Below are 14245 nucleotides of genomic sequence, written 5' to 3'. Positions count from 1 at the left end.
CTAATTTGATTTATTGAATGTAAAAATTGAACTAGAACCTAATTGCCCTCCAGGGAGTGTATAATTCAATTTAATATTGTAAGTACCTTGTTTTATATATGGAAAGTGACCGTTGATGATGTAATCATATTTTGCAATCATAGATTGGTTTAATGTATTCAAATATTTATTGACAACTTTATATCTTATGTTTACAAAATCTGATTTGTAATAATAAGGCAGATTATATCGGTAAGGCAAATATTCTTTTAGCATATAACTATTAGGGTTATTAATGATATAATCCTGATACCATGCCATCGTTTCAACTCCTTTAGTAGGAGGAATGCCAAGGATAGTTGTATTTCGGTCTAATCTTAAATCTTGTTCCAATGGATATCCACTATAAATTAATGGATAAATTTCATTTTTATAATAGTTATCATCTAATATAGCTTCAGCATTTACTAAAGGTATATTCAGCGTTTTTGCATTACCAATTATTTCTATTTCATCAAATGGTTCAGTTGAATTGTTTAAAGATTGTAGTGCATGTACATCCGAATAGATAATTTCAACCAGTGTTTGTTTAGGCTTTTTAGCAGCCATTTTTTCCTGAAAAGTATTGTATTGGCTTGTGCCAAAATTATATTGTAATATCTCAATATTTTGGCCCCCAGTGATAGTTTCTGTCAATTTATTACTTTTTACTTCAACAGTTACATCCTTATCTAAATCTTGTTTTTCGTAATTTTCAGACATATTAGCGTTAGCATCACTTTTTGGCTCAAGCGTCATTAAAGTGATGTTGTATTGTTTTGATGTTTGTAAAACAGGGAAATCAATATTAACTTTTTTAAGAGCAGAGTTGTAACTAATTAAACCAGTATCAGTTTGATTGGCAGTTTTATAAAATGCTTTTTGCGATTGACCAGCTTTTAAATCAAATAGATAGGCTTGCCCTTGTTTTAATACTACATAAGCTTGTTTGGATTCATTTTGATATACATATTTCTGATCAAAAACAGGATAACAGTAAGCAATATTAGTCACTGGAATATTATTAGGCGCAAGACCAGTTGTAAAGTTTCTAACCTCGGTTTCGGTGGCTATTTGTCCATTGTCATAAATGGTTTTCCATGTACCGTTTACATTTTCCTGAAAGCTTACTTTTGCTGTTAATGTTAGATTAGAATTTTGAGGTAATACTTCAGATGCAGTAAAACTCATTAAATCCTTAGTTTGGTTCCAGCTAATATCACCTACAATTGGAACACCGTCTTTTTTTATAGAATATTCTTCCAACTTTAGTTTATAGGTTTTTACTCCACCATCATCTTCCAGAGTAAAGTTCTTTTCAATAGGCATATTAAATCCAACCTGAGGAATTGCAAAAACGCTTACGTCCTTTGTACCTTCGGCAGGAGTAATGTCTGCAATTGTTTTTAGCCCCCCTAAAGGTGCATTATTAACAAACTCACATTGTTTACCAAACTCTAATTTAAATCGGAAACTACCTTTAACGACTCCGCCTAGTAAACTAAAGTATCCTCCTAAATAACCTCTAATCCATACAGGGTTAGGTAGCTTGGCTTGTAAAACAACAGCGCCACCACCTTTTATAATTGATATCTTCTTCCTGATAAAAAAGAGCTTGATTTTAATCCCCATATCTCCTTGTAAATATGCATAAGACTGACCATTTGCATACCAACCATTAATACCAATTTGCCCAGATCCTTTACATTGTGCCTCTCCGTAATCTTTCACCATAATATCAAATCCAAATCCAGCTTGGAAGTTTGCATAAAATACCAAGAAGGTAATGTCACCAGTAGCTATACTAAAGTCTGATCCAAAGGCGAAACCTTTTCCTGACGAAATACTATTTTCGTCTCGCATATAATCTAATTTAGCAACATCCACTCCTAAAATTTGTGCTACAATAGCAGGTGGTGGTGGACTTGCAGGAATATCATCTCCCAGCATGAAGTAACCTCCAGCTTCAACTTCTATAGGTCCAATTGCTAGTTTTATCCCTAATCGATCGGTAGGAGTACCCATGCGTATATACCATTTATCAGGACCAAAATGTAGTACAGCCCAACCAGCTCTATTTTGTGATGCACGCCCTTTTATAAAACCTCCGGGAGTATCAATATATAAATCGAATGTACCATGTAATGTCTTTGCTCTAAAGTCATATTCTATGGCTGCAAATGCATTAATACCCATAGATTGTTTTACAGTATTAGGGTACAATTGTTCTGCAGCTTTTGATAAATTGGATGTTTTTAAGGCTTCCAGGGCTATTTGGGACATTAAGGATTCATTTTCGGCAACAGCTTTTAAAGCACCTTTTAGAGCATCTGCTCCAGGTATCTCAAATGGTTGCATTACATGTCCTTCTCCATAAATACTTATTCTATTTATACCAGAATTATTATTAAAAGCGATTTCGAAACCTGCACCTCCCCAAAAAGCATCTGCTGTCGCAGTTCCTGCAAATTTTAGCATTGCCTTTACACCAAGTCCGGAATCGATATCCGGAACATAATTAGAACCAGATGCTACAAATGAAGAACTAAAACCATCCTTTCTCATTTTATAGTAAGCACCACCACCAAAGCCTTTGAAAGTAATTGCTCCGGCAGGAATATTAAGATTATCTACCATTGCATCTACATACCAATATCTAAAAGTTGTAGAACCAAAAATAGCATTAGCTTCGACTGATATACCTCCCGTAAAATCGGCACCTACCATACCTTTAAAGCCATTACCATAAACAGGATCATTATCCATTATGGTGATGCTTCCTTTAAATTTCACTCCACCTAAATCGGCAGAAACCTTAATTTCTTCAAATTTCAGGTGATCAAATTTCCATTTTTGAATACCTGCATTTTTAGCAAATTTTCCAACAACATAAAATTTAGTCTGTCCTTTAAATTGATCTTTCATCAAGTTAATGGCCAAATCTATTTTTAAACTTGCCGACTCATCATCTGCAATTAAGGCTATTTCGTTTATTGTTATTGGGAAATTACTAACTTTAGCATCATCTTCGGCAGCATTCTTATACCCAAAATAATCTGCTTTTATGTAAGGAACAACAGTTTGTAATTGTAAATTTTGGAATGTAACTCCTTTAAAGTTTACTGTTTCTTTTGTGTCGGTTTCAGACTCGGGAGTGTTACTTCCTTTTATGGCTAAGCTTCCATAAAGAACAGCTTTGGGCAAGAAAACACCTTCTTTTACTTTTAGTTCTACATACGAGTTTTTCTCAATTTTTGCATTTGCTTTAAATAATTGAAAGCAAATATCATTTTTAACTTCAGCCTTTAAAAGATATTCATTATCTATAGGGTTAATGATAGCTTTATAGCCAAGTTCACTTCTTACACCAGGTTTACATTGTTTGGATGGGTCTGTAACCGGTAAAACTATGTCTCCATCAAATCCTGCATAGGTTAATGAATTTGCTCTAAATCCTAATTCAATATGATTAACCGAAAATTGCCAGCCCGAAGCACTTCCTTTTCCTAAGTCCAGAACATTCTCGGCAGAGAAATTACCCGAAACCCCCATTCGGTCAATTAATAAATTGGTAGCCTTAAAAACAATACGCTCGTTTGTCTCTTTATTCTTGAATTGCGCTGGTAGAACTACTTTTAAGGATTTTACATATAAACCTCTCCATAAATTTTCATTTCCCGGAACCAAATAATCTTTTTGATAATCTTTTGGCCAAACAATATCACTGGAATTACGGATATCACTAAAATCGATTACCGCTTTGTTTAATTCAAAACAAGTACCTTTATAGCTAGTCAATTGAAAACTCGGTAAAGAGATTTCTACCAAAATATCATTCCAATTAGATACGATTGTTTTAAAATTAGCCTCTACTCTTTGAGTGGTTCCGATAACATTATAATTGGTATCAACGGGTTCTAATAAATTTCTGGAAAAAACTACATCGGCAGTTATTCCTAATTCTTTAAAACCATTACAATCTATAGTTACGTATGTTTTATTTTCAACTTGTCCGGTTGCCATAGTCATGCCACCTTTCAAAATCAATAATAAATTATCACCATTAATTTTTATTGGGACATCACCCAGTAAAACCAAATTGGTATCACCTACTAATCCTCCTTTATGAGAGAGTTTAATGTTATTGGCACCAAAGAAAAGTTCTTTAGGATTACCAGATGCATCATGCTGAGGGATTATTATTTTTACAAAAGCAGTTAGCTCTGTATATTCGGGAGTGAATTTAGCATTACTAACGCCTAAAATATATTGTATACCACCGATTGTTTTTTTGATACCCAAAGGCAGCATTGACAAACTTTTAGGTTCTAACAGATCGGTTAAATTACTGTTTTTATCAATTTCTTTAAAAACTGCAATAGCTTTGTTTAAGTCCTCATTAGTTGGATCGGCAATTGGGTAGTTTTCCTTTATAAAAGAATTGGTAAACTCACTTTGTGAAGACTGAGGAAAATGAGTTAAAGTGTTCGTTCCTTTTTGAGGAAGTACATTTATAATCGGATTATTCTTTTTTAAACTACTAATAGTATCCCCATTAGTATATGAAAAGCAATTAATACTTATGAAAAATAAAACGAAATTTAATATAAAAGAGAGTAACTTCGGGGTAGTTTTTTTCAATTTTTGGCTGGTTTGGTTTGGTATTAAGCAAGATATTAACGTATTAGCTTGGCTTAATGGAATATTTTAAGAGGGTCTAAATATATATAATTTTTAATAGGAAAAAAATGGTTTATAAAAAGTTATAACAACTTTTTATAAAATATCAAATTATTAAGTAAAGATTATTTTTTGTTGCTTTTATCTTATATTTTGCTTTGGCTTTTGTGTTTTGTTAGATAATTCTTAATAAAATGAATTATTTATTATTAACTTAAAAGTAATAATCCGGCGAAAATAAGCGACTTTTTATATATCCACAATACCCAGTTTTAGTGATATTTCAATAATCGTAAACAAGAAATATTTAATACAGGATTATATTTATAAATTTACTTTTAAGGCATAAAAAAACTCCAGATTTCTCTGGAGTTTAGTATATAGTATAAAAGTAAAAAAATTACTCTTCTTTCATAGTATGATATACGTTCATAACGTCATCATCCTCTTCAATTTTTTCGATAAGTTTTTCTACATCTGCAATCTGCCCTTCAGTAAGTTCTTTTGTTATTTGTGGGATACGTTCAAAACCAGAAGATAAGATTTCAAGGCCTCTATTTTCTAATTCTTTTTGGATAGTTCCAAAACTTCCAAAAGGAGCATAGATTAAGATGCCATCTTCGTCCTCAAAAACCTCTTCGGCACCAAAGTCGATTAATTCCAATTCCAATTCCTCAGGATCAAGATTACCCTTTGGGATTCGGAAATTACAAGTGTGATCAAACATAAATTCAACTGAGCCCTGAGTTCCCATAGTTCCGTTACATTTATTAAAATAGCTACGAATATTGGCAACTGTACGGTTATTATTATCCGATGCAGTTTCTATTAATATAGCAATACCATGAGGAGCATAGCCTTCAAATAAAATTTCTTTATAGTTGGCAGTATCTTTATTGCTGGCATTTTTTATAGCGCGCTCAACATTGTCTTTCGGCATGTTGGCAGCTTTTGCATTTTGTATAACCGCTCTTAATCTAGAATTAGCATCCGGATTAGGACCACCTTCTTTAACAGCCATTACAATATCTTTACCAATTCGGGTAAATGTTTTGGCCATTGCTGACCAACGTTTCATTTTTCTACCTTTTCTAAATTCAAACGCTCTTCCCATTGCTAATTTTTTATTTTGTGTTGCAAAAATACAGTTATTAGTTATTTTACCAAAAACAAACCCTATTCTTTTTTAAATTAAGTTTTTTATGTATGCAGTTTACTAGGAATAAGTATTCAGTCGCAGTATACAGTAAAAGTAAATTGAGAGTATATACTATATATTAAATAGTTAACAGTTTTGGTATTCGGTAAAAAAAGACAGCATATTTCCAGAGTTTAACCTCAAGGTTTGCAATCCCGTCTCGAAGCTTCGGGATGGGGATATGCAAAGCACGCAAACTTTGAACCCAAACAGAATACTGATACTGGCACTAAAAACTAGAAGCTAAACACTACTTAGCTGCATTAAACTCATTAATAATATTCACAGCCTCATTTAAGTAAGGATTAGTCTTTAAGTTATCAATCTGATATTGATTCATGACCTTTTCGGTAGGATACATACCTAAAAGAAATTGATTTACAGTAGAGTTATAAATATCAAGAGGACTATTCTTGGCATTAAAAGAGTTTATTTCATCCCATAAACCCATTCGGATCTTTTTTTGGTTGAATACCGCATCCAAAGTCATAGGAATTTCAGTTTGCGGAATATTAATTAACTGATCAATAGTTTGATTTATTTTTATAATATTATTAAAATAATCACTTGCCGCCACCCTTATAGTACTATTGTCAGCAAGCATATTTATTAAACTTCTCTTTACGAAAGGTCTAAATTTAAAAGCCGGAATAATGCTATCATTTTTTATAGCAGTTGGAAAATTTTTCTCCTTCTGAAAAATATTCTCATAAAATTCCGGAAGAACCACATCAGGAGTTATCCCAATATATTGATGACTTTTACCAGTTATTCGATAAAATTTATTAATAGTTATTTTCAAGAAATCAGTGTTCTTCTTCTCATCCAATGATTGAATGGTTTGCATCGTTGCTTTGCCCAGCGTATTACTACCCAATAATAAAGCCCTATTGTAATCTTGCATAATAGCTGCAAAAAATTCACTCGCCGAAGCAGTATTGCCATTAACCAAAACAACCACAATACCTTTATATAACATCCCTTTATAAGGATCATTAATAACCGATTGTTGGTGTTTATTATCGACAACTATTGAGATAGGTCCACTATCGATAAACATTCCTGCTAGTTTTATGGCCTCTTCCATAGATCCACCGCCATTATCAATTAAATCAATAACCAAACCTTTTATATTGTCTTTTTGTAATTTCAAAATTTCTTTGGCAACATCATCAGCGCAACCTTTACCACTATTACCTTCCAAATCGGCATAAAAACTAGGAATTTTTATATACCCAATCTTACTATCTTTACCTATTATAAAGCTGAAAACAGAGTTTTCCTCATCCTTCATAATTTGTTTTTCAATACGAACCTCAAAGTTTTTTCCAGAATTTCTTTTCAGAGTAAGAGTGATAGTTTTATTAGACTCAGACAAAATCATAGTCGAAATTGCTTCCAAGGCAGCACACGAAACCTTCAAAGTTTCCTTCTGATTAGAGATAGAAACAATCTGATCCCCTTTTTTAATTTGACCCGTTTGAAAAGCAGGACCATTAGGATCCAATTCGGTAATAATAATCTCATTTTTTTCATTAAGATTTACACTTAAACCCAATGATAAATGTTCTTTGGATAAAGAAGCCACAAAACTTGATTTTGAATCATCACTAAAATAGGCAGTATGCGGATCAAAATAAGTACAGAAATAATTATATAATTTTTCTTGCTGATCCTTCTTAGATTGTAAGAGAGTATTAATTCGACAAATCTGATTATCAAGAATTATCTTTTTCTGAGTAGCTTCAATAGATTGGAAATTTGTTTTAAGCGAGTCTAAATTGGTACTTACTTCCGAAATTGCGTCTAGAATTTCATAACGCATTTTTTTTCGCCATACCTTCTCAATCTCCGTTTCCTTCATATAAACGGGAAAAGATTTTTTATAGAACCTAATAGTATCCTTTACACTGTAGTCAATAGGTTCAGACTGAATTTTTTCCAGAATAGTCTTATTTCTCAAAAGTCCATTGCGATATTTTGAGGTAATATCTTTAAGAAAAGAACAATCTTTATTCAAAATCAGATTGTCAATATTCAAACGATATTTTTTGACAAGAATATCATACTCAGACTTCAGGAAGATATTTCGAGAAGGATCCATTTCATCAATAAGATTATCAAAAACAAAAACCGATAGACTATCATCTACCGGTTTAGGCTGAATATGTTCGCTTTGAATAAGCGCATTTATTTTAGTTAATATTTCACATGTTGAGTCACTATTTTGACCAAACAGAGAGAAACCAACAAGCAGAAATACCAGGGAAATTTTTTTCATAAATCAAGTATCAACATTTAAACTAAAATTACACTAATTTTTTTGATAAAACGAGTAAAATCTCACTAAAATATTAATCTCAAAATAGATTTTTAACCACACATTTAATTAATTTTATACATTAATCATTTAATATGTAGCGATATAAAGCTTGAACTTTTAAAGGTTTAAGGCCATATATTTTTTGTTATTTCTTGTAAAAAGGTAGTTTTACTACTTTGGCAGGAACATCATTTTTTCTAATTCTAATAAAGATATTACTGTCTACGGCACTGTTTGCAACAGTTACATATCCTAAACCAATACCAACATTCATAGATGGAGACATAGTTCCCGATGTTACAACCCCAATTACACTTCCGGTCGCATCCACAATTTCATAATCGTGTCTTGGCACAGCACGTTCCTGCATTTCAAAAGCAACTAGTTTTTTGGTCACACCAGCTTCTTTTTGTTTTTTAAGGTTTTCAGAGTTAGTGAAATCTTTAGTAAATTTCGTAATCCAACCCAATCCAGCCTCAAGAGGAGAAGTAGAATCGTTAATGTCATTTCCGTATAAGCAGAAACCCATTTCCAAACGCAAAGTATCACGAGCAGCCAAACCTATTGGTTTAATGCCAAAAGATGCACCAGCTTCAAACACCTTATTCCAGATAAGTTCAACCTCATCATTTTTGCAATAAATCTCAAAACCACCAGACCCAGTATAACCAGTAGCTGAAATTATCACATTATCAATTCCTGCAAAAGTACCAACTTCAAAATGATAATAAGGAATAGCCGATAAATCTACCGAAGTCAAACTTTGCATTGCCTCAACAGCTTTAGGCCCCTGGATTGCCAACAAAGAATAATCATCCGAAAGGTTTTTCATTTCTGCACCCACATCATTGTGCGAAGAAATCCAATTCCAGTCCTTCTCAATATTCGAAGCATTTACAACAAGTAAATACTCTTCCTCCTTCATTTTATAAATAATCAAATCATCTACAATTCCACCATCATTATTAGGTAAGCAAGAATATTGAGCTCTACCAATAGTTAGTGTCGATGCATCGTTCGAAGTTACTTTCTGAATCAAAGCCAAAGCATTTGGACCAGTTAATAAAAATTCTCCCATGTGCGAAACATCAAAAACGCCCACACCAGTACGAACTGTTTCGTGTTCAGCATTTACACCTTCATATAAAATAGGCATATTATAACCAGCAAAAGGTAGCATTTTCGCTCCCAAACCCTCATGTATGTGCGTTAGCGCAGTATTTTTCATTGTGTGTGTTTATAAAATTGAATCGCAAATTTATTCAAAAAATATTGTAAACAAGTACTCAAAATTATAAAAATCGCAAAGATTAGGAGCTATTTCCTGCTATTCGCTATATCTTTATGTTTTTAAAGAAAAAACATAAAGGATACCGCTACTATCAGGGCTACGGCATATTAGGAAATAATATTCATTTCTTAATCATGGTTTTTTTTGTAATTTTAATCAAAATAGCGATTCAATGAAAATACCCATTTCTATAACTCAAGCGGAGATTCAAAAGATCTACAAACCTATAAATCCACATACACACAAAGGGATACAAGGACATGCAGCAATTATAGCCGGAAGTTATGGAAAGATAGGAGCAGCCGTTTTGGCATCTAGAGCATGTATAAAATCAGGCTGCGGACTTGTAACCACACTTATTCCAAAATGCGGTTATGAAATCCTCCAATCTACAATCCCCGAAGTAATGGTTGTAACCACAACCCACGAAAAATACATATCCGAAATCATCTTCGATATCGAGCCAAAAGCCGTAGGAATCGGTCCGGGAATAGGGCAGGAGCCCAACACACAAAAGGCATTTTATGAGTTTTTAAAAACAAATAAAAAGCCTCTAGTCATCGATGCCGATGCACTCAATATCTTATCCAATAACAACTCTTGGCTTAACTTGTTACAATCAGAAACCATACTCACACCACATCCCAAAGAACTAGAACGCCTAATAGGAAGTTGGAAATCAGACCAAGAAAAGTTTGAAAAAACGATAGAATTCTCCAAACAATACCAAGTAATTATAGTCATGAAAGGCGCTCCCACACACATTGTAAATAGCAAAAATGTCGATGAAAACACCACAGGAAATGCCGCACTAGCAACTGCTGGAAGTGGCGATGTCCTAACGGGAATAATCACAAGTTTACTGGCACAAGGATATTCCCCAATTCAAGCAGCCCAATTAGGAGTTTATATACATGGTTTAACTGCCGATATTGCTTTGCCCGAAACAGGATATCAGTCATTCATAGCATCCGATATTATTGCAAATCTTGGTAAAGCATTTTTATCATTAGATTAGTTAGATATAAGACTTAGAGAGACAAGAGTATAGAAGCAAGAGTATAGAAGCAAGAGAATAGAAGTAAGAGAATAGAAGTAAGATTTAGTGGGACAAGATTTAAAGATTCAAAAAAGAAGATTTGATGATGTTTTTCTATTTTGATCACACAGTTTGTCCTCCTGAGCGGAGTCGAAGGACCGCAATACATTCCACAAACAGAATCCTAAAACCAAACGAGAGAAAAAAATCTGCCGAATCTGCAAAATCTGCGTGAGAGAAAATTAACGCAGTGCTGCTGTATCTTTACGTAATCATATTGTGGGAGACGCACTGGGGTACGCCTCTACAGACATGGCGTGATTAACTTCAGGTTCAATCTAAAAATCTAAGTAATCTAGGAAGACTAACAAATCTAAATTAGTAAGTTTGTATTCCAGTAAAAGCTGACTATGAAAAACAAACTCGATCTAAGAACGGTAAACGTAACGCGATATATAAGTCCGTTGCGCGAAGGCGGTTCGTTGCCCGCTTTAGCCGAAGCAGATGACGATTTTAAATACGTCCTAAAATTTAAAGGAGCAGGACATGGCGTAAAAGCCTTAATTGCCGAATTAATAGGAGGCGAAATTGCCAATGTACTAAAACTTCAAATTCCCGAATTAGTATTTGCCAATCTTGATGAAGCTTTTGGTAGATCCGAAGGCGATGAGGAGATTCAGGATTTACTGCAAGGAAGCCAAGGACTTAATTTAGCACTACATTTTTTATCAGGCGCAATTACATTTGACCCAGTTGTAACAGTGGTTAACCCAAAACTAGCCTCACAAATTGTATGGTTAGATGCTTTTATTACAAATGTAGATCGTACGTTCAGAAACACCAATATGCTTATATGGCATAAAGAACTGTGGTTAATAGATCACGGAGCTTGTTTATATTTTCATCATTCCTGGAACAATTGGGAACAACATGCCAAAAGTCCATTTGCATTGATAAAAGACCATGTGTTATTACCGCAAGCAACCCTTTTAAAAGAAGTTGATTCAGAGTATAAAGTAGTCTTAACTCCTGAATTATTACAAGATATTGTAGCGCTTATTCCAGACGAGTGGCTTAATTGGGAAGATACCGATGAAACACCCGAAGGATTGCGAAATGTATATTTACAATTCTTGCAAACACGATTAAATCATTCTGAATTTTTTGTAAAAGAAGCCGAAAATGCAAGATAGTCACTTATATGAATATGCCGTAATTCGTGTTGTACCAAGAGTAGAGCGCGAAGAATTCCTAAATATAGGTATCATATTATTTTGCAAAAGAGCCAAATTTATAAAAGTATTGTACCATATAAACGATGCCAAAATCCAAGCCCTTTCAGTCGATTTTGATGTCGAACAATTGCATTGTAATTTAACCTCATTAGAAAAAATAGCCATTGGAGCCAAAGATGGTGGACCAATTGGACAAATGGAAATTCCGGAGCGTTTTCGTTGGTTAACAGCAATTCGTAGTTCGGCAATTCAAACTTCAAGACCACATCCGGGTTTATGTCAGGATTTAGATAAAACAGTCCAGAGATTATTTGAAGAAATGGTTCTGTGAATTTAAGGGAGAAAGGTTCAAAGGAACAAAGGTTGAAAAGGTAAAAAAACTTTAGTTTTTTTCTTTGCGACTTAGCGTCTTTGCGAGATAATTTCTTAGCGTTCTTAGCGTTTAAAACCTTAAATTTTATTCTAAAAAAAAGAAACCATATAAGTCATATAAGAAAATCTAAGATTTAAAACTTAAATAAACTTACATAACTTATATGGTTTAAAAATAATTCTGTTTTTTAATTAGAAAGAACCACAAATATTACCAGTAAATGTAGCACCAGCACCAGCAGTGATATCTGCTTTAACAGCCGATGCGGCAAGAGTTACAATAGAATATGGAGGGGTAAAAGCAGTATTGCTTCCTGCTGTATTTCCTGTTGTATTTGTAAATACATTTCCTACTGCTGTTACGGCTGTGTAACCAGTCATTAAATCAATTGGCGCTTTTACACCTTCGAAAACGTTATTTTCTACACGAATATCAGCCTCAAAACCAGCTGCAATGCATTTATTGCTAACAGTGCTATTGAAATAACTGTTTATAATATGTATTTTACCAAAGCGAACTCTAGGCATTCTTTCCTTACATCCAGGAGCCCACCAGCAACGGGCAAATGTAATTCTCAATTTTCCACGATCGGCAGTAGCACCATCGCTAGAACCAATTAAATTAGAAAATCTGTGATCGTCAGTACCGCCAGAACCACCAGCTTTTGGAGTTTTTAAGTAACCAAATTTAGTATAAGAAACAGTTACATAGTCTGATTGGTTTTTTATATCAAAATTCCCATCCACACCATCTCTAAATTCGCAATGATCTACCCATACATTTTGGCAATTATCTAGAACAGCATTGTCCCAACCGTCTGTGTCGTATGCACCTGGACCTTCGAATATTAAATTTCTAATGATGATATTGGTACATCTTTTAATGTTTATAATACCAGAGTTTGCTTGAGTTTGATCGGTAGAAACCAATTTTGCTCCACTAGCGCCATAAATAGTTTTACCAGACTGATCCTGAAATGATAATCGGGTAGTAATGGTAATAGTACCCGAAACTTTTACAACTTTTACAGCACTGTTTTCAATAGCAGCTTTTAATTGTGCGTAGGTAGTTACAACCGTTTCGGCAGCGCTTCCACCTCCTGTAGTTCCTCCGTTTTGAGAAGCCCATCCGGGAACCTCAGCACAATTACCGACTTTTGCAGTAAGATTTTGACTTGTTGGTACTGTAATTGCGCTACTTTCACCATTTTGTGTAGCGGTAACTTCTTCGTTGTTGCAACTTGCAAAGCCGAAAACCAGTGTAAGTAAAAACACTGATAATGTAGATTTAATTTTCATAATAGATATTTTGGGATTAATTAATAATCCAAAAGTCTCTATAAAATATTTTAAAAAAATTGAACTAGTTCTATCTTTTTTATTAATTTAGTAATCGATTACATTTATTTTGTGGTATCGTGAAATATATTGTGGGTTAAATAGTTATAGTGTTTTTTCTAAAAACGTAAAATAAGTATATGTATAAAATATTAAGGGATAATATAGAGCGCAAAATTGCCCTTACAGATGCGGAATGGAATACTATTATTGAAAAAACGGAATTCATTAAATTGAAGAAAAATGAATTTCTACAAACTCAGGATTCCAATAGTGTATATGAAGGTTTTGTCTTAAAAGGAGCTTTCAAAATTTATATTTTAAATGAAAACGGAAGCGAAAGCATTCTTTTTTTTGCTTTTGAAAATGACTGGATGTGTGATATCGAAAGTTTCTACCATCAAAAACCAACCAAATACAATATAAAAGCTATAGAAGACAGCGAAATAGTGGTTATTAATAAATCAAATAAAACATTATTGTTTAAAGAAGTACCTAAACTTATTCAGTTTCATATCTCGATGGTAGAAAGAGCCAATATTCTTATACAAGAAAGGCTTTTGGATGTGTTAAACAAAACCTCCAAACAAAGGTATCTTGAATTTATAAAAAAACATCCCGACAAAACTCAAAAAATAAACAACAAGAACTTATCCTCATATCTTGGGGTTTCACATGAATTCTTATCGAAGATTAAAAAGAATGTATAGACTTTTTTTGAGGGTCAAAGGTTTTTCTTTGCGCCTTTGCG

General features: G+C 33.5%; 9 protein-coding genes. 4 read left to right on the top strand and 5 right to left on the bottom strand.

Annotation, left to right across the window (positions count from 1 at the left end):
- The 4 genes from OIU83_RS04140 to gcvT all read right to left on the bottom strand — a co-directional run bounded on the left by OIU83_RS04140 (position 1) and on the right by gcvT (position 9447).
- Positions 1-4659: a hypothetical protein gene (locus OIU83_RS04140; RefSeq protein ID WP_264205003.1), complete on the bottom strand. Its 4659-nt coding sequence runs from the start codon at positions 4657-4659 to the stop codon at positions 1-3.
- 439 nt (positions 4660-5098) lie between these two features.
- Positions 5099-5812, bottom strand: coding sequence for a YebC/PmpR family DNA-binding transcriptional regulator (locus OIU83_RS04135; protein WP_264205002.1), 714 nt, complete (start codon positions 5810-5812; stop codon positions 5099-5101).
- Positions 5813-6146: 334 nt separating this feature from the next.
- Positions 6147-8177, bottom strand: a complete 2031-nt coding sequence (locus OIU83_RS04130; RefSeq protein ID WP_264205001.1) for a S41 family peptidase — start codon at positions 8175-8177, stop codon at positions 6147-6149.
- Positions 8178-8364: 187 nt separating this feature from the next.
- Positions 8365-9447, bottom strand: a complete 1083-nt coding sequence (gene gcvT, locus OIU83_RS04125; RefSeq protein ID WP_264205000.1) for a glycine cleavage system aminomethyltransferase GcvT — start codon at positions 9445-9447, stop codon at positions 8365-8367.
- 235 nt (positions 9448-9682) lie between these two features.
- Between gcvT and OIU83_RS04120 the strand changes: the two genes are divergently transcribed.
- The 3 genes from OIU83_RS04120 (at position 9683) to OIU83_RS04110 (ending at position 12115) form a co-directional block, all read left to right on the top strand.
- Positions 9683-10528 carry an NAD(P)H-hydrate dehydratase gene (locus tag OIU83_RS04120; protein WP_264204999.1) on the top strand — a complete coding sequence of 282 codons (846 nt, stop codon included), beginning with the start codon at positions 9683-9685 and terminating at the stop codon, positions 10526-10528.
- Positions 10529-10959: 431 nt separating this feature from the next.
- Complete coding sequence (locus tag OIU83_RS04115; RefSeq protein WP_264204998.1) at positions 10960-11742, top strand: HipA family kinase; 783 nt, start codon at positions 10960-10962, stop codon at positions 11740-11742.
- Positions 11732-12115: a DUF3037 domain-containing protein gene (locus OIU83_RS04110; RefSeq protein ID WP_264204997.1), complete on the top strand. Its 384-nt coding sequence runs from the start codon at positions 11732-11734 to the stop codon at positions 12113-12115. The genes OIU83_RS04115 and OIU83_RS04110 overlap by 11 nt, the downstream gene beginning before the upstream one ends.
- Before the next feature lie 233 nt (positions 12116-12348).
- Here the strand turns inward: OIU83_RS04110 and OIU83_RS04105 are convergent, their stop codons facing one another.
- On the bottom strand, positions 12349-13455 hold the full coding sequence (locus tag OIU83_RS04105; RefSeq protein ID WP_264204996.1) for a pectate lyase family protein: 1107 nt from the start codon (positions 13453-13455) through the stop codon (positions 12349-12351).
- Positions 13456-13634: 179 nt separating this feature from the next.
- Here OIU83_RS04105 and OIU83_RS04100 point away from each other — a divergent pair, with 179 nt between their 5' ends.
- The gene (locus OIU83_RS04100) at positions 13635-14204 is read left to right on the top strand and encodes a Crp/Fnr family transcriptional regulator (protein ID WP_264204995.1); all 570 of its coding nucleotides are present in this window, start codon (positions 13635-13637) and stop codon (positions 14202-14204) included.
- Positions 14205-14245: the final 41 nt, after the last annotated feature.

This window comes from Flavobacterium shii, from assembly GCF_025847235.1.
GTDB lineage: Bacteria > Bacteroidota > Bacteroidia > Flavobacteriales > Flavobacteriaceae > Flavobacterium > Flavobacterium shii.
This window is presented reverse-complemented; position numbering and strand designations above follow the sequence as displayed.

Coding starts and splice junctions, on each gene's coding strand:
- OIU83_RS04135 (WP_264205002.1), bottom strand. CDS start 5,812: ATGGGAAGAGCGTTTGAATTTAGAAAAGGTAGAAAAATGAAACGTTGG.
- OIU83_RS04130 (WP_264205001.1), bottom strand. CDS start 8,177: ATGAAAAAAATTTCCCTGGTATTTCTGCTTGTTGGTTTCTCTCTGTTT.
- gcvT (WP_264205000.1), bottom strand. CDS start 9,447: ATGAAAAATACTGCGCTAACGCACATACATGAGGGTTTGGGAGCGAAA.
- OIU83_RS04120 (WP_264204999.1), top strand. CDS start 9,683: ATGAAAATACCCATTTCTATAACTCAAGCGGAGATTCAAAAGATCTAC.
- OIU83_RS04115 (WP_264204998.1), top strand. CDS start 10,960: ATGAAAAACAAACTCGATCTAAGAACGGTAAACGTAACGCGATATATA.
- OIU83_RS04110 (WP_264204997.1), top strand. CDS start 11,732: ATGCAAGATAGTCACTTATATGAATATGCCGTAATTCGTGTTGTACCA.
- OIU83_RS04105 (WP_264204996.1), bottom strand. CDS start 13,455: ATGAAAATTAAATCTACATTATCAGTGTTTTTACTTACACTGGTTTTC.
- OIU83_RS04100 (WP_264204995.1), top strand. CDS start 13,635: ATGTATAAAATATTAAGGGATAATATAGAGCGCAAAATTGCCCTTACA.